Here is a 13979-nt window from a genome sequence, read left to right as displayed (position 1 = left end):
TGGCCTTCCCCACGGGTCACAAGCGTTTAGGCGAGGCCGGCGCCCGCCAGAGATGAGGAAGGACCGACGGACAGGAGGCGGGCACGTGGTGCTGGTGGTGTCGGAAGAAGTCCGGGCGGCGATCCACGCGCGGCGGCCGGTGGTGGCCCTTGAGTCCACGATCATCGCGCACGGCCTGCCCCGCCCGCGCAACCTGCAGGTGGCGCTGGAACTGGAGGAGGCGGTGCGGCGCGAGGGTGCCGTGCCGGCGACCATCGCGGTGCTCGACGGACGGCCCCGGGTCGGCCTGGACAAGCAGGAGCTGGAACGGGTCGCGAACGAGGACGGCATCCGCAAGCTGGGCCATCGTGACCTGCCGCTCGCGGTGGCGGCGGGGGCGAGCGGCGCGACCACCGTGTCGGCGACGGCACAGCTGGCCGCGCTGGCGGGGGTCCGGGTGTTCGCCACCGGCGGGCTGGGCGGTGTGCACCGGGAGTGGACGGTGACCCAGGACGAGTCGGCCGACCTGGGTCTGCTGGCGCGCACCCGGATCACAGTGGTGTGCGCGGGCGTGAAGTCGATCCTGGACGTGCCGGCGACGCTGCAGCGGCTGGAGACGCTCGGCGTGGCCGTCGCCGGGTACGGCACGGACCGGTTCCCCGGCTTCTACCTGTCGGACTCGGGGCATCCGGTCGACTGGACGCTGGACACCCCGGAGCAGGTCGCCGCCGTCATGCGCGCCCAGGACGCGCTGGACGCGCCGGAGTCGGCGCTGATCGTCGCCCATCCGGTGCCGGAGGCGGAACAACTCGATCCCGAGCTGCACGCGCGCGTGCTCGCCGACGCGCTGCGCGCCTGCGCGGAGCAGGGTGTCACCGGGCAGGCGGTGACACCGTTCCTGCTGGACTACCTGGTCCGGCACACCGACGGGGCCTCGCTGAGCGCCAACCTGGCGGCGGTGCGCGGCAATGTACGGCTGGCGGCGCGGATCGCCACGGCGTGGACCAGGGGGTGACCACTGGGGGGAACGGAGGGCTGCTGGTCGTCGGGGACGTGGTCACCGATGTGGTGGCCCGGCACCGGGGGCCGCTCGCGGCCGGCACCGACACGGCCGCCGTGATCCGGACGCTGCCGGGCGGCGCGGGCGCCAACGTGGCCTGCTGGGCCGCGCACACGGGCTGCGCGGACGTACGGCTGCTGGGCCGGGTGGGCGCGGACGCCGCCGCGTGGCATGAGCGTGAGCTGGTCGCGGCCGGGGTCCGGCCCCGGCTCGTGGTGGACCCGGAGGAGGCGACGGGGACGGTGGTCTGCCTCGTCGACACGGGTGCGGCGGCCGAGCGGACGTTCCTGACGGACAGCGGGGCGTCCCTGCGGCTGGACCCGGCCGACTGGTCGGACGGACTGCTCGACGGGGTGGCCCGGCTGCATCTGTCGGGCTATCTGCTGTTCACGGAGCCGAGCCGGACGCTCGCCGAGAAGGCGCTCGCGGCGGCACGCGCGCGCGGTGTGCCGGTGAGCCTGGACCCGGCGTCGGCCGGTTTCCTGGTGGAGCTGGGGGTGGACCGTTTCCTGGCGTTCGCGCAGGGGCTGGATCTACTGCTGCCCAGCCGGGACGAGGCGTGTCTGCTGACCGGGCTGCCGGATCCGGTGGACGCGGCGGCCAAGCTGAGCCGGCTCGTGCCGCTGGTGGTGGCCAAGGCGGGTGCGGACGGGGCGCTGGTGGCCCGGTCCGGGACCGTACTGGCCCGGGTCCCGGCTGTGCCGGCGGTGCCCCGGGACACCACGGGGGCGGGTGACGCCTTCACGGGCGCGTTCCTTGCCGCGCTGCTGGCGGGCGCGCCCCCGGAGAAGGCGGCGGAGCGGGGCTGCGGAGCGGGGGCGGAGGCGGTACGACGGGTGGGCGGCAGACCGCCGCATCCGGGGAGCGAGGGCTAGCCTAGGCGCCCGACCCCGGCGCCGTCTCTTCGGCGGGTGCCGGTGGCTCGAGCGGTTCGGTCAGCCGTCGGCCGCGCCTGCTGAAACGGTCCGGCGCCGCCGAGGGCCCCGGCAGCGCCGGCTACCGCTTGCGGCCCCACGCAGAGATCATCGGTGCGGTGGTCAGGTCCATGCTGCCGGACTCCACGTTGGCCAGGTGCTGGTCGATCTCCGCGTCGGTGGCCAGGCCGGCGGCGACGAGCCGGCCACGGATCTGACGGACCGTCGCGGCCTCCAGGGCGGTGCAGGCGGGTGAGGCCACGGGGAAGTACGCGTCGGCCTCGACGTCGTGCAGTCCGGCCTCCCGGAGCAGCCGCGGGAGTTTACGGCCGTAGGACAGGTCGGCTCCGCGGTCGGCGAGCAGCGTGCGGAAGCCGTGGCGCAGGCGGTTGGCGAGCCGCTGCTCGGGGCCGTACTCGTCGGGGCAGGTCCGGGGCTGGAGGGCGGGGTCGGCGTCCTCGATCAGCAGTCGGCCACCGGGGCGCAGGGCCTTGATCATGGACCGCAACGCCCGTTCCCGGTCGGGTACATGGACGAGGACCAGCCGGGCGTGGACGAGGTCGAAGCCCTCCCCCGGCGGCTCCTCGGCGCCCACGTCGTGCACGCGGACCTCCACCGGGGGGCGGGCCACGGTGGTGAGCCGGGAGGTGTCGACGTCGGTGGCGACGACCCGACCGGACGGCCCCACCTTCTCGGCGAGCCAGGACACGACGGAGGTCCCGCCGGCCCCGACTTCCCAGCAGCGCCATCCGGGCCCGATCCCGAGTCCCTCGAGGTGACGAAAGGTCGTGGGGTCGAAGAGCGCGGTGAAGGCGTCGAAGCGCTCGCCCGCCTCTTTTTGCCGGTTGTCCAGGAGGTACCCGTCCGATCGCGTCATACGCCGATCATCGCAGTCACCCGGTCGCCCGGCCCGGTCGCCGCTTCGTCCACAGGCGGGAACCAAGCGGAACTCCCTGTTCCCACAGGTTTGCCCACGCCGTGCCGAGGACTGGCAGACTTGCCGGGCAAGGCGCGAAAGCGTTGCGCGAGGAGATCCACGCGAGGAGATCCAGATGTCGATGGCAGGGAATCTGCGGAAGGTCACGGGGCTCGGCAGGGTCGGCGGCCTGCGCAAGGTGGCGCGGCTGGCCCGGCGCCGGCCGCGCGTGGACCTGAGCCATCCCGCCAGGTCGCCGCTGGGCTCGTCGGTGGTGAACTGCGTGACGTATCAGGACGGGGTGCGCGTGCCGGGGTGCGCCGACCTGGTGGATGCGGTGCGGCTCGTGCGCAAGGCCGGTGAGGGCTTCGTCTGGCTCGGGCTGCACGAGCCGACGGACCGTGAGTTCGCGGGCATCGCCGAGCTGTTCGACCTGCATCCGCTGGCGGTGGAGGACGCGGTCGAGGCACATCAGCGGCCGAAACTGGAGCACTACGGGGACACGCTCTTCGCGGTGTTCAAGACGGTCTGTTATGTGGAGCACGAGCAGCTGACGGCGACCAGCGAGGTGGTGGACACCGGCGAGATCATGGTGTTCGTCGGCAAGGACTTCGTGGTCACGGTGCGGCACGGCCGGCACGGCTCGCTGGGCCCGCTGCGCGAGGAGTTGGAGGCCGACCCGCATCAGCTCGCCAAGGGGCCGGCCGCGGTGCTGCACGCGATCGCCGACCATGTGGTCGACGACTACCTGACCGTCACGGACGCGGTGCAGGCCGACATCGACCAGGTCGAGACGGAGGTGTTCTCGGAGAACGGCGCGCGGTTGGACCCGGGCCGTATCTACCAGATGAAGCGTGAACTGCTGGAGCTGAAGCGGGCGGTGGTGCCGCTGGGCCGCCCGGTGGAGGATCTGGCCACTCGGCCCATACGGGTCGTGGCCCCGGAGATACAGGCCTACTTCCGGGATGTGCTGGACCATCTGATCCGGGTCAAGGAACAGATCGCCGCGTTCGACGAGCTCCTCAACTCCATCCTGCAGGCGCATCTCGCGCAGGTGACCGTGGCGCAGAACGAGGACATGCGGAAGATCACGGCCTGGGCCGCGGTGGTCGCCGTGCCGACGATGGTGTGCGGGGTGTACGGCATGAACTTCGACCACATGCCGGAGCTGCACTGGCGGTTCGGCTATCCGCTGGTCATGGCGGTGATGGCGACCGCGTGTCTGGCGCTGTACCGGGGCTTCCGGCGCAACGGCTGGCTGTGAGCGGCGGGGTCGCGGGGCGCCGTTCCCGGCGGTCGCGCGGGCTCGGCGGTGCGCCGGTCAGGGCGAGAAGGACACGACCTTCTGGGGGACGATCCTGACGATCACACGGACCTCGTCGTCCTTCTCGGCCGGCGGGTCGATGCCGAGGTACTTGTGCGACAGCTCGTACGGGAGGCGCTTGCCCTCGTCCGGCAGGATCTCGGCGACACCCCGGATCTCGGCCGAGCGGTAGGGGTTGGCCAGGTCGAAGACGGAGAGGCTGATACGCGGGTCGCGGAGGAGGTTGCGCACCTTCTGGCGGCGGTCGACGGACGAGAAGAGCACGCTGTCGCCCTCGCGCTTGATCCAGACGACGGAGTTCTGCGGGGCGCCGTCGGGGCCGAGGGTGGCGACGCTGGCGAAGTTCTTGCCGTCCAGCAGAGCGCGGAGGGCGTCATCGAAAGCCACAGGAGTGACTGGTGAGGTCGTCATGAGATCACTCTAGTTATATGCATGCGCATATAAAAGGGGTTTGGCTGGACCGCCGCGCCGGATGTCCAAAGAGGGCAGCCGGATCAGCCGCTCCAGGCGGGGTGGCGCGGGTCGTCGGCGCGGACCAGGACGTCCGCCGTTCGGGCCGGGTCGGTCTCGGCCTCGTAGCGCTCGAAGGCGGGCAGGGTCCAGTGGTCGGCCTCGGGGGTACGGCGACGCAGGGCGCCCGGGGAGAGGAGGAGGTGCACGGTCAGGTCGAAGGGGAACCAGTGGCGCAGCAGGAGGGGGCCGTGGAGCAACAGGATGCCGCCGGGCGGAAGTTGGACGTACGGGCTACGGGTGGCCCGGTCCGTGGCCGGGTCCCACAGGTCGGGCAGGACCCGCCCGTTGCCTCCGGGGTCGAGCGGGCCGAACACCTCACGCCACAGGGCACCCGTGTCGAACCATCCGCTGTAATACGACTCCGCGTCCCGCCGCCCGTGCTCCAGGCGGAGCGAGGCGGGGCGCAGGAAACCCTCGGTGCCGATCACGAACGAGGGGCGGCCGCGCACCCGCAGCGCCTCGCCGACCCGCGCGGCGAGGTCTCCGGGATCGGCGGCGGGGGCACCGTCGAAGCCGACGCGCGGCCAGGCCCCTCCATCGGCCGGCGCCGCACCGGCCAGCCGATCGGCGAGCTGCTCGGCCAGCCGGTCCCAGGTGATCGGTTCGAGTCGCACAGGGCCCATGATGCCGGGTGGCCGGATCGAACGGCGGGGGTGTTCCTGGGGAGACAAGTGGCGGGGGAGGCCGGTGCCAGGGGAAGGCCGCTGGCCGGGGGGCGAAGACGGGGCGTGGTGTGGAAAGCCGCAGAGGGAACGGCAGAAGGAACGGCAGGAGCAGAAGGAGTGGCGGATGGGAGTGGCGTAGAAGGGAGCGGCCCGGAGAGCCGGCGGCAGGGCCCGCACGTGCGGTGCGATGGCAGGCCGGCACGGTCGATGCGACGGCGGGGTCGGCACGGTCGGTCCGATGGCGGGTCAGCACGGTCGGCGGGTCAGCACGGTCGGTCCGATGGCTGGCCGGCGCGGATCCGGGCTAGGGGCGGCGAGGTCGGTCGGGTGAGGGGGCCGGCAGTGCGGAGTGGGTGACGTTCACGCCCGCCGGACGCGGGACGCGCGGCGCCGAGCGGCGGACGCCTGGGACACGGTGGTGCCCGGACGGGGTGGTACGCGGCGGCGGGAGCAGCCGCACGGCGACGGGCGCGGGCCGGACGAAGGAGAGGAGGTGCGAGCGCGGGACCACGGGCGAGGACAACGCAGGGGCAGGCGTGGGAGGCTCGGGCGGTGACGGGGAAAGTACCGCGTATGGCGCTTCCCGCAACTCCCCACTCCCCCGGCCGGCTTGTCGTCGTCCAGCCGTTCAAGCGCAAGCGGTGTGCCCGCTGTCATCGGGGTCCGCTGTCGCTGCTGATGCTGGAGGACGGGGCGCCCCGGTGCCTGGACTGTGCCGACCTCGGCCATCTGGTGTTCCTGCCGCGCGGCGACACGGCGCTGACCCGCAGGGCGCGGGAGGAGAGCACGCTGTCGGCGGTGGTGGTGCGGTTCAACCGGCGCAGGAGCCGCTACGAACGCCAGGGCGTGCTCGTGGAGGAGGCCGCGCTGGCCCGGGCCGAGGCCCGCTGTCTGGCGGACGCGGAGGCACGGCGCCGGCGACGGGCACGGGACGCGCGGCGTAGAGCGGCGGAGGACGAGCGGTTCGTGGCGGCGTTCGCGGCCGAGATCCTCCGGCTGTTCCCCGGTTGTCCGGCCGACCGGGCGCGGGCGATCGCGTCCCACGCGTCGGTGCGGGGCAGTGGCCGCGTCGGACGCAGCGCGGCCGGGCGGGCGCTGACCGAGGGGGCGGTGATCTCGGCGGTCGTGGCGGGCGTCCGGCACGTGGACACGCCGTACGACCAGCTGCTGATGAGAGGGGTGCCGTGGCATGAGGCACGACGCCGGATCGCCCCGGCCGTGGAGAGCGTGCTGCGGGCGTGGCAGGAGACCGGGGAGGAGGCGGGCTGAGGTCAGGGCCGATTACCGGAGCCGGGCTTTCGCTGAGGGGTGACGGGAATGCCGATGCCGGGCAGCGGCCCGGGCGCAACGGAACGGAATGGGGGGCGTGGAGATGATCGACGGGCCGTTCTTCGTGCTGGTCGTGGCGGGGATCCTCGGGACGGGGCTGGTGGCCGGCGTCTTCTGCGGGTTCTCGACCTTCGTGATGCGGGGGCTCGCGGCGCTGCCGCCCGCGCAGGGGGTCGCGGCGATGAACGCGATCAACGTCGCAGCGGTGCGGCCGGCCTTCATGGCCGTGTTCATCGGAGCGGCGACGCTGAGCGCGCTGATAGCGGTGGTGACGTTCGTGGTGTGGCCGGACGAGGGGACGGTGGAACTGCTGCTGGGGAGCGCGCTGTACCTGGTCGGCTCGTTCGGGCTGACGATCGTCGCGAACGTACCTCGCAACGACCGGCTGGCCGGGCTCACCCCGGGTACGTCTGAGGCCGCCGTGTACTGGCCGCGGTACGTACGCGAGTGGACGTTCTGGAACCACGTCCGGACCGCCGCCTCGGCCGCGGCGACCCTGGCCTACATATGGGCCCTCGTCTGATCCGACTCCGTCTGACCTGTCGCCGGCCCAGCCAGACCCATCGCGGAACCGGCCTGATCCGGTTGCTGAGGCCTGCGGGTGGGATCGACGTGGGATCGACTTACCCGGGCAGTCCCTCCTGGCCGGGTACGGAGGAGCCCCGGGAGAAAGCGCTGTCCGCCGCCCTGCGTCGCCGCCGGTGCGGACGTATCGTGGCCGAAAGAGTGCCGCCCGATGACGAACGGCCCTTCGTACACCCGGTGCCTCCGGTGCCCGTACGCGAGGAAGACGCCCATGGCCGATCCCAAGGGGTTCATGACCACGCCGCGCCAGGAGTGGCCGCGGCGGCCCGTCGAGCAGCGGGTGCGGGACTGGGACGAGGTCTACGTCCCGGGCGCGCTGCTGCCCATCATCAGCAAGCAGGCCGACCGCTGCATGGACTGCGGCATCCCGTTCTGCCACCAGGCCTGCCCGCTGGGCAATCTCATCCCCGAGTGGAACGACCTGGTCTCGCGGGAGGACTGGCGGTCCGCGAGCGACCGGCTGCACGCGACCAACAACTTCCCGGAGTTCACCGGGCGGCTGTGTCCGGCGCCGTGCGAGGCGGGGTGTGTGCTGGCGATCAACCAGCCGGCCGTCACCATAAAGAACGTCGAGTGCGCGATCGCCGACCGGGCGTGGGAGGAGGGTTTCACCCCGCCCCGTCCGCCCGAGCGGCTGACCGGGAAGACGGTCGCCGTGATCGGCTCCGGGCCCACCGGGCTGGCCGCCGCGCAGCAGCTGACCCGGGCCGGGCACACGGTCGCGGTGTACGAGAAGGACGACCGGATCGGCGGGCTGATGCGGTACGGCATCCCCGAGTTCAAGATGGAGAAGCGCCATCTGGAGCGACGGATCGAGCAGATGCTCGCCGAGGGGACGAAGTTCCGCACCTCGACGGCGGTCGGCCGGGACGTTCCGGCGGCCGAGCTGCGGACCCGGTACGACGCGGTGGTGATCGCCACAGGAGCGACGGCGTGGCGGGAACTTCCGGTGCCGGGCCGCTCGTTGAACGGGATACACCAGGCGATGGAGTATCTGCCGCTCGCCAACCGGGTGTGTGAAGGGGATCTGGAGGTCTCGCCTCTGTCGGCCGCCGGCAAGCACGTCGTGATCATCGGTGGCGGGGACACCGGGGCGGACTGTCTGGGCACCGCGGTGCGCGAGGGGGCCGCGTCCGTGACCCAGCTGGACATCTACGCACAGCCGGGTGCCGAGCGCGACGAGGACACCGAGCCGTGGCCGACGTACCCGAAGATCTACCGGCTGTCGGCCGCGCACGAGGAGGCGCGGGACCTGCGTACGGCGCCGGCGGCGGACGCGGACGCGCGGCTGTTCGCGGCGTCCACGCTCCGCTTCACGGGAGACGAGAGGGGGAATGTGCGGTCACTGCATCTGGTGGAGGTCGACGAGCGGCGGCTTCCGGTGCCGGACACCGATCGGACGCTCCCCGCCGACCTGGTGCTGCTCGCCCTCGGGTTCTCCGGGCCCGACCAGGAGGACGGGCTGATAGAGCAGTTGGGGCTGGCGCTGCAGCCGCGTGGCACGATCGCCCGGGACGACGGCTTCGCGACCAACGTCCCCGGGGTGTTCGCCGCGGGGGACGCGGCGCGCGGGCAGTCGCTCATCGTGTGGGCGATAGCGGAGGGGCGGGCGGTCGCGGCGGCCGTCGACCTCTATCTGACCGGGAGTTCCCGGCTCCCGGCACCGATCAGGCCGACGGACCGGCCGATGGTGGTCTGAGCGGCGGCATCACCGGCTCCCTCCCGTGGGCTCCGGCTCCGCATCGGGCGCGGAGTCAGCCGGTGCGCTCGTCCGTGCCGGCGACCTTGCCGGTGGCCAGGGCGACGCGGTTCCACGTGTTGATCGTGAGGATCAGCGAGAGGACGTGGGCCAGTTCCCGGTCGTCGAAGTGGGCGGCGGCCTCGGCGTAGACGGCGTCGGGGACACCGCCGTCGGCGACCAGGGTCACCGCCTCCGTCAGGGCGAGGGCGGCCTGTTCCTTCGGGGTGAAGAAGTGCCGCGCCTCGCGCCAGACGGCGACCATGTGGAGCCGGTCCTCGTTCTCGCCGGCCTTGCGGGCGTCGTTGGTGTGCATGTGCAGGCAGTAGGCGCAGTGGTTGAGATGGGAGGCGCGGATCTGGATCAGTTCGACCAGGGCCGGGTCCAGGCCCTCGCGGGCGGCGGCGTCGAAGCCGACGATCGCGCGGAAGACCTTCGGCGCGGCCTTCGCGAAGTCCAGGCGGGTGCGGGCGGCCTCGGCCGCGGCGATCCCGGTGGTGAGGTCGGCGGGAGCGGTGGCGGTGATCGTGTTCGTCGTCATGCGCTCCACCGTAGGGGCCGGAAAGACCGGCTGTAGGGTGCATTTCCATGACGGAATCGTGGGTCAATTCCGCCGAGCGGATCGGTGCGGACCTGCATCTGGAGCTGTCCGGTCCGGGGAGCCGGCGGGCGGCGCTGACCAGGGCGCTGCGGGAGGCCGTGCGCAGCGGCCGGCTGGCGCCGGGCACCCGGCTGCCGCCGTACCGGTCGCTCGCCGCGGACCTGGGCGTGGCCCGCAACACGGTGGCCGATGCGTACGCGGAGCTGGTCGCGGAGGGCTGGCTGACCGCCCGGCAGGGTTCCGGGACCCGGGTCGCGGAGCGGGCGGAGCCGCTGCGCCACGCCGTACGCACGCCGGTGAAGGCACCCTCACGCGCGCGCGGGCCACGGCACAACCTGCGGCAGGGCACGCCGGACGTGTCGGCCTTCCCGCGCGCGGCCTGGGCGGCCTCGTACCGCCGGGCGTTGCAGGCGGCGCCGAGCGAGGCGTTCGGGCCGGGCGATCCCGCCGGGCGCCGCGAGCTGCGGGAGACGCTGACGGAGTACCTGGCACGTGCGCGGGGGGTGCGGACCGAGCCGGACCGGATCGTGATCTGCTCGGGTTTCGCCCACGCGCTGCGGCTCCTCTTCGGCCGGGGCGCCCAGGACGGGCCGGCCGCGGGCGGGGTGCTGCGCGGTCCGCTGGGCGTGGAGGCATACGGTCTCGGCTTCCACCGGGAACTGCTCGCCGCGGCCGGCGTGCGCACCGTACCGCTGCCGCTGGACGAGCACGGGGCGCGGGTGGACGCGCTCGGGCGCGAACGGGCCGTGCTGCTGACGCCCGCGCACCAGTTCCCGACCGGCGGCCCACTGCACCCGGAGCGCCGGGCCGCGGTGATCGACTGGGCCCGCGCGCGGGGAGCGGTGGTGCTGGAGGACGACTACGACGGGGAGTTCCGGTACGACCGCCGGCCCGTCGGCGCGCTCCAGGGGCTCGATCCGGAGCGGGTGATCCACATCGGGTCGGTCAGCAAGAGTCTGTCACCGGCGCTGCGACTGGGCTGGATGGTGCTGCCGCAGCGGTATGTGGAGCCGGTGCTGGCGGCGAAGGGCGAGCGGGAGGGCTGGGCGAGTGTGCTGGACCAGCTCGCGCTCGCGGACTTCGTCGCCTGCGGGTCGTACGACCGTCATGTGCGGCGGATGCGGCAGCGGTACCGGCGCCGCCGTGACCGGCTCGTCGCCGCGCTCGCCGCGCAGGCGCCGCACATCGAGGTGACGGGCATCGCGGCCGGGCTGCACGCGGTGCTGCGGTTGCCGCCGGGCACGGAGCGGTCGGCGGTGAAGGCCGCCGCGTGGCAGGGCATCGCCCTCGACGGGCTCGCCGGGTTCCGGCATCCGCGGAGTCCGACGGCGGCCGGCGACGGCTTGGTGGTGGGGTACGCGACCCCGGCCGAACACGCCTACGGGGCGGCGCTGGAGGCGCTGTGCGAGGTGCTGCCGCCGAAGTGACGGGCGGGGGGGGATCGGGCGGGGGCCGGTACCGGCGACCAACTCGGGTGTGGCGACCGGACGTCGCGTCAGGATCAACAGAGGTTGCGGTCAGGACAGCAGGAAGTCGGCCTCCCCCGCCTTGGCGCCCTCTATGAACGCGGTCATCTCGTCCATGGTGTAGATCAGCGCCGGCCCGTCCGGGTCGGTCGACTGGCGTACGGCGATCCGGCCGTCGGCCAGCTTCATCGCTTCCAGGCAGTTCCCGCCGTTCCCGCCGCTCCAGGGCTTGTGCCACCCCTCGCTGCCCAACTCCCGCGCGGGCATGCCGTTGTAGACGCGTCCGCGCGGCTTGATGCGATCCATTCACAGCTCCTTGCGGAGATCCCGGAGGATCTCCTTCGTGCGTTGTGCCGTAGCGGCCTGGGCCGCCATGCGGTCCATGACCTCCAGGTGGGTCGCCACCTCGGTGCGCGCGTCGAGGTAGACGGCGCCGGTCAGGTACTCGCTGTAGACCATGTCCGGCAGTTCTGACATGGCAAATCGGAACAGCACGAAGGGCCCGTACGTCCCCGGGTGCGGCCCGTTGGCGAAGGGGGCGACCTGGAGCGTCACATGGGGCAGCTTCGTGGCCTCAAGCAACTTGTCGATCTGTGCGCGCATCACCTCCGGGCCGCCGACCGGGCGGCGCAGGGCGGTCTCGTCCATCACCGCCCAGAAGCGCGGGGCGTCGGGACGGGCGAGCAGTTCCTGCCGTTGCATACGCAACGCGACATGCCGCTCGATGTCGTCGGGGCTCGTCTGGCCGACGGCGCCGGACTTCAGCACGGCGCGCGCGTAGTCCTCGGTCTGCAGCAGGCCGGGAACGAAGTGCGGCTCGTAGGAACGGATGAGGGCGGCCGCGCCCTCCAGGCTGACGTACATCGAGAACCAGCCCGGCAGGATGTCGTGGAACCGCTGCCACCAGCCGGGCCTGTTCGCCTCCTCGGCCAGCTGGACGAAGACCTCGGCCTCGTCGTCGGGGACGCCGTAGGCCTTCAGCAGCAGTTGCAGGTACGGGATTTTGAGGGCCACCTCGGCCATCTCCATGCGGCGGATGGTGGCGGGGGCGACCCGGAGGACGCGGGCGGCCTCCTCACGCTTCAGTCCGGCACGTTCCCGCAGGTCCAGCAGGCGCCGGCCGAGGACCACCTGGCCCACCGTCGGCGCGGACCGCGGTTCGCTCACGCTCCCACCTCCACCGAAAGCCTCACATCGAAGCGTTGTGCCGAAGCCCGCCGCCCAAGCCCCTGGCCGGAGCTCCTTGTCCGAAAGTTTCCCGACAGCCCTGCGGCGCCATTCGAAGATTCATTCGAAGACCGGCCCGGTCTCCGACGACTCCAATTGGCGCCGCGCGACGTGCTGTTGCGAGCAGTGTGCCACGGCCTCTCACGGAGTCACACAGCACTCTGCAATTTTCAGAGTGACTCTTGCCAAGTGTCCGCGGCGGGGAGATAGTGGCAGGCGTGATTCCGTCCGCGCCCTTAGGAACAGACGCGGCCGCAGGCCCTTCCGGTCTCGCTGCCGCGGCGGCAGCAACCCCCCAGGGGGGCGCTGCCGAGCGCAGGTTCCGTTTCGAGCTGGCCGCACATCCGGGTTCCGCCGCGCAGGCGAGACGCCTGACGCATGCCCGGCTGTCCGGCTGGGCGGTCTGCACGGACACCTGCGACAACGCGGCCCTGGTCATATCCGAGCTGGTCACCAACGCGATCGTGCACACCGCGAGCAGCCGGGTCGTGTGCGAGCTGCACGACCACGACGACATGGTGCGCATAGCCGTACACGACGAGGGCTGTGCTCCTGGCGAACCCCATCCGTCCCCACAGCGGCCCGACGAGGAGCACGGGAGGGGGTTGCTTCTCGTGGACGCGCTGTGCCGGGCCTGGGGTGCCCAGGAGCACGGCCCCGGCCTGCTGGTGTGGGCCGAGCTGCCCCGGCAGACCGACGCCGCCGAGGACACCGCAGAGCCGCGGTGCGACCTGGGCTGGGGCGCCCGCCCCAAGCCGAGCCGCCCGGACGAATCCGACGAGGACCGCCCGGCCGAGGCGAGCGGGGAAGCACCGCAGGAGCGGGAGCGGGCGGAACCGGGGCAGCACGGGGGCGGGGAGGCCGGTCAGCAAAGGCACGGGGAGGCCGGGCAGCACGGGCACGGGGAGGCCGGGCAGCACGGGCACGGGGAGGCCGAGTACCACCGGCATGTTCCCGCCGGTCAGCCGCCGCGCCGGCCGCCCGAGCAGCACCGGCACATCAGGCATCCGGACCAGCACCGGAACGCCGCACACCGCGACCAGCACCCGTACCGCGCCCCCGAGCAGCGCCTTGCCGGGGAGGGCCCGTGACCGGGGCCGGCCGGCTCGGTGGAGCCGGTGGAGCGGGTGGGACTCGGAGGACCGGTACCGGGCAGGAGCACGCCCTCGGACTGAACACGCTCGTCCGGCTGCAGCGTCGCCGGCCGGCCCCGGAGCCGGACCGCCGGCTGTCGATACCGGACGGCATGACGGCCCCGCTCGGCTGCGACGCCGTGGCCGTGCCCGATCGCCTCGGTCCGCTCGTCGTACCCCGGCTGCCGCGCGTGGGCTGCGTGTACACCGACGGCTCGCACTGGTGGTGGATCGTTCCGTCGGACTCCGACTACGCCCTGCCCTGGCCGTCCCCGGCCCGCTACGCGGCCGGCGCCCTGGTCAACGGCACCGCCCGGCTGATCCACCGCCCGGAAGGCACGGTTCCGTACACCCCGCCGATCCCGCTGTACCTGGCCCTGTGCCGGGTGACGGGTACGGCTCCGGACTGGTCGCGGGCCGTCTCGGCGTAACCGCCCCGCTCACCGCCACCGGGCCTCCCCCGCCGATCGCGCCTCCCACGAGCCGGAGCCGTCGCGCACCACACACACCGGAGCCGTCGCGTACCCGA

General features: G+C 72.9%; 14 protein-coding genes and 1 pseudogene. 9 read left to right on the top strand and 6 right to left on the bottom strand.

Going from position 1 to position 13979, the window contains the following annotated elements:
- The first annotated feature begins 85 nt into the window (after positions 1 to 85).
- Together ACZ4U1_RS29550 and ACZ4U1_RS29545 are read left to right on the top strand one after the other, a co-directional pair.
- Positions 86 to 994 (top strand): pseudouridine-5'-phosphate glycosidase, encoded by a 909-nt coding sequence (locus ACZ4U1_RS29550; RefSeq protein ID WP_467907203.1) that lies wholly within the window; start codon positions 86 to 88, stop codon positions 992 to 994.
- Positions 991 to 1914: a carbohydrate kinase family protein gene (locus ACZ4U1_RS29545; RefSeq protein WP_467907202.1), complete on the top strand. Its 924-nt coding sequence runs from the start codon at positions 991 to 993 to the stop codon at positions 1912 to 1914. The genes ACZ4U1_RS29550 and ACZ4U1_RS29545 overlap by 4 nt, the downstream gene beginning before the upstream one ends.
- A 121-nt stretch (positions 1915 to 2035) precedes the next feature.
- On the opposite strand, the gene ACZ4U1_RS29540 is transcribed toward ACZ4U1_RS29545, so the two are convergent.
- Entirely contained in the window at positions 2036 to 2830 is a 795-nt protein-coding gene (locus ACZ4U1_RS29540; RefSeq protein ID WP_467907201.1) for a methyltransferase, read from the bottom strand.
- Between the two features lie 175 nt (positions 2831 to 3005).
- Between ACZ4U1_RS29540 and corA the strand changes: the two genes are divergently transcribed.
- Positions 3006 to 4133 carry a magnesium/cobalt transporter CorA gene (corA, locus tag ACZ4U1_RS29535; protein ID WP_467907200.1) on the top strand — a complete coding sequence of 376 codons (1128 nt, stop codon included), beginning with the start codon at positions 3006 to 3008 and terminating at the stop codon, positions 4131 to 4133.
- 57 nt (positions 4134 to 4190) lie between these two features.
- Here corA and ACZ4U1_RS29530 read toward each other — a convergent pair whose 3' ends face one another.
- Both ACZ4U1_RS29530 and ACZ4U1_RS29525 read right to left on the bottom strand, forming a co-directional pair.
- A complete protein-coding gene (locus tag ACZ4U1_RS29530) occupies positions 4191 to 4604 on the bottom strand; it encodes a PPOX class F420-dependent oxidoreductase (protein ID WP_467907199.1) in 414 nt (137 codons plus the stop codon).
- Between the two features lie 83 nt (positions 4605 to 4687).
- On the bottom strand, positions 4688 to 5320 hold the full coding sequence (locus tag ACZ4U1_RS29525) for a nucleoside/nucleotide kinase family protein (RefSeq protein WP_467907198.1): 633 nt from the start codon (positions 5318 to 5320) through the stop codon (positions 4688 to 4690).
- Between the two features lie 624 nt (positions 5321 to 5944).
- On the opposite strand from ACZ4U1_RS29525, the gene ACZ4U1_RS29520 reads away from it, so the two are divergent.
- The 3 genes from ACZ4U1_RS29520 (at position 5945) to ACZ4U1_RS29510 (ending at position 8984) form a co-directional block, all read left to right on the top strand.
- Complete coding sequence (locus ACZ4U1_RS29520) at positions 5945 to 6640, top strand: DUF2293 domain-containing protein (protein WP_467907197.1); 696 nt, start codon at positions 5945 to 5947, stop codon at positions 6638 to 6640.
- A 103-nt stretch (positions 6641 to 6743) separates the two neighbouring features.
- Entirely contained in the window at positions 6744 to 7223 is a 480-nt protein-coding gene (locus ACZ4U1_RS29515; protein WP_467907321.1) for an anthrone oxygenase family protein, read from the top strand.
- A gap of 273 nt (positions 7224 to 7496) precedes the next feature.
- A complete protein-coding gene (locus ACZ4U1_RS29510) occupies positions 7497 to 8984 on the top strand; it encodes a glutamate synthase subunit beta (RefSeq protein ID WP_467907196.1) in 1488 nt (495 codons plus the stop codon).
- A 55-nt stretch (positions 8985 to 9039) separates the two neighbouring features.
- Here the strand turns inward: ACZ4U1_RS29510 and ACZ4U1_RS29505 are convergent, their stop codons facing one another.
- Complete coding sequence (locus tag ACZ4U1_RS29505) at positions 9040 to 9564, bottom strand: carboxymuconolactone decarboxylase family protein (protein WP_467907195.1); 525 nt, start codon at positions 9562 to 9564, stop codon at positions 9040 to 9042.
- Between the two features lie 47 nt (positions 9565 to 9611).
- On the opposite strand from ACZ4U1_RS29505, the gene pdxR reads away from it, so the two are divergent.
- Positions 9612 to 11051, top strand: coding sequence for a MocR-like pyridoxine biosynthesis transcription factor PdxR (gene pdxR, locus ACZ4U1_RS29500; protein ID WP_467907194.1), 1440 nt, complete (start codon positions 9612 to 9614; stop codon positions 11049 to 11051).
- 90 nt (positions 11052 to 11141) lie between these two features.
- On the opposite strand, the gene ACZ4U1_RS29495 is transcribed toward pdxR, so the two are convergent.
- Positions 11142 to 11396 (bottom strand): DUF397 domain-containing protein, encoded by a 255-nt coding sequence (locus tag ACZ4U1_RS29495; protein WP_030348027.1) that lies wholly within the window; start codon positions 11394 to 11396, stop codon positions 11142 to 11144.
- Entirely contained in the window at positions 11397 to 12257 is an 861-nt protein-coding gene (locus ACZ4U1_RS29490; protein ID WP_467907193.1) for a helix-turn-helix domain-containing protein, read from the bottom strand.
- 269 nt (positions 12258 to 12526) lie between these two features.
- On the opposite strand from ACZ4U1_RS29490, the pseudogene ACZ4U1_RS29485 reads away from it, so the two are divergent.
- Both ACZ4U1_RS29485 and ACZ4U1_RS29480 read left to right on the top strand, forming a co-directional pair.
- Positions 12527 to 13102 (top strand): annotated as a pseudogene (locus tag ACZ4U1_RS29485) (ATP-binding protein); the annotation flags it as partial.
- A 386-nt stretch (positions 13103 to 13488) separates the two neighbouring features.
- Positions 13489 to 13881, top strand: a complete 393-nt coding sequence (locus tag ACZ4U1_RS29480; protein WP_467907320.1) for a hypothetical protein — start codon at positions 13489 to 13491, stop codon at positions 13879 to 13881.
- The last annotated feature ends 98 nt before the right edge of the window (positions 13882 to 13979 follow it).

Source organism: Streptomyces sp. NPDC028928 (genome assembly GCF_055564915.1).
This window is presented reverse-complemented; position numbering and strand designations above follow the sequence as displayed.

Coding starts and splice junctions, on each gene's coding strand:
- ACZ4U1_RS29540 (WP_467907201.1), bottom strand. CDS start 2,830: ATGACGCGATCGGACGGGTACCTCCTGGACAACCGGCAAAAAGAGGCG.
- corA (WP_467907200.1), top strand. CDS start 3,006: ATGTCGATGGCAGGGAATCTGCGGAAGGTCACGGGGCTCGGCAGGGTC.
- ACZ4U1_RS29530 (WP_467907199.1), bottom strand. CDS start 4,604: ATGACGACCTCACCAGTCACTCCTGTGGCTTTCGATGACGCCCTCCGC.
- ACZ4U1_RS29520 (WP_467907197.1), top strand. CDS start 5,945: ATGGCGCTTCCCGCAACTCCCCACTCCCCCGGCCGGCTTGTCGTCGTC.
- ACZ4U1_RS29515 (WP_467907321.1), top strand. CDS start 6,744: ATGATCGACGGGCCGTTCTTCGTGCTGGTCGTGGCGGGGATCCTCGGG.
- ACZ4U1_RS29510 (WP_467907196.1), top strand. CDS start 7,497: ATGGCCGATCCCAAGGGGTTCATGACCACGCCGCGCCAGGAGTGGCCG.
- ACZ4U1_RS29505 (WP_467907195.1), bottom strand. CDS start 9,564: ATGACGACGAACACGATCACCGCCACCGCTCCCGCCGACCTCACCACC.
- pdxR (WP_467907194.1), top strand. CDS start 9,612: ATGACGGAATCGTGGGTCAATTCCGCCGAGCGGATCGGTGCGGACCTG.
- ACZ4U1_RS29495 (WP_030348027.1), bottom strand. CDS start 11,396: ATGGATCGCATCAAGCCGCGCGGACGCGTCTACAACGGCATGCCCGCG.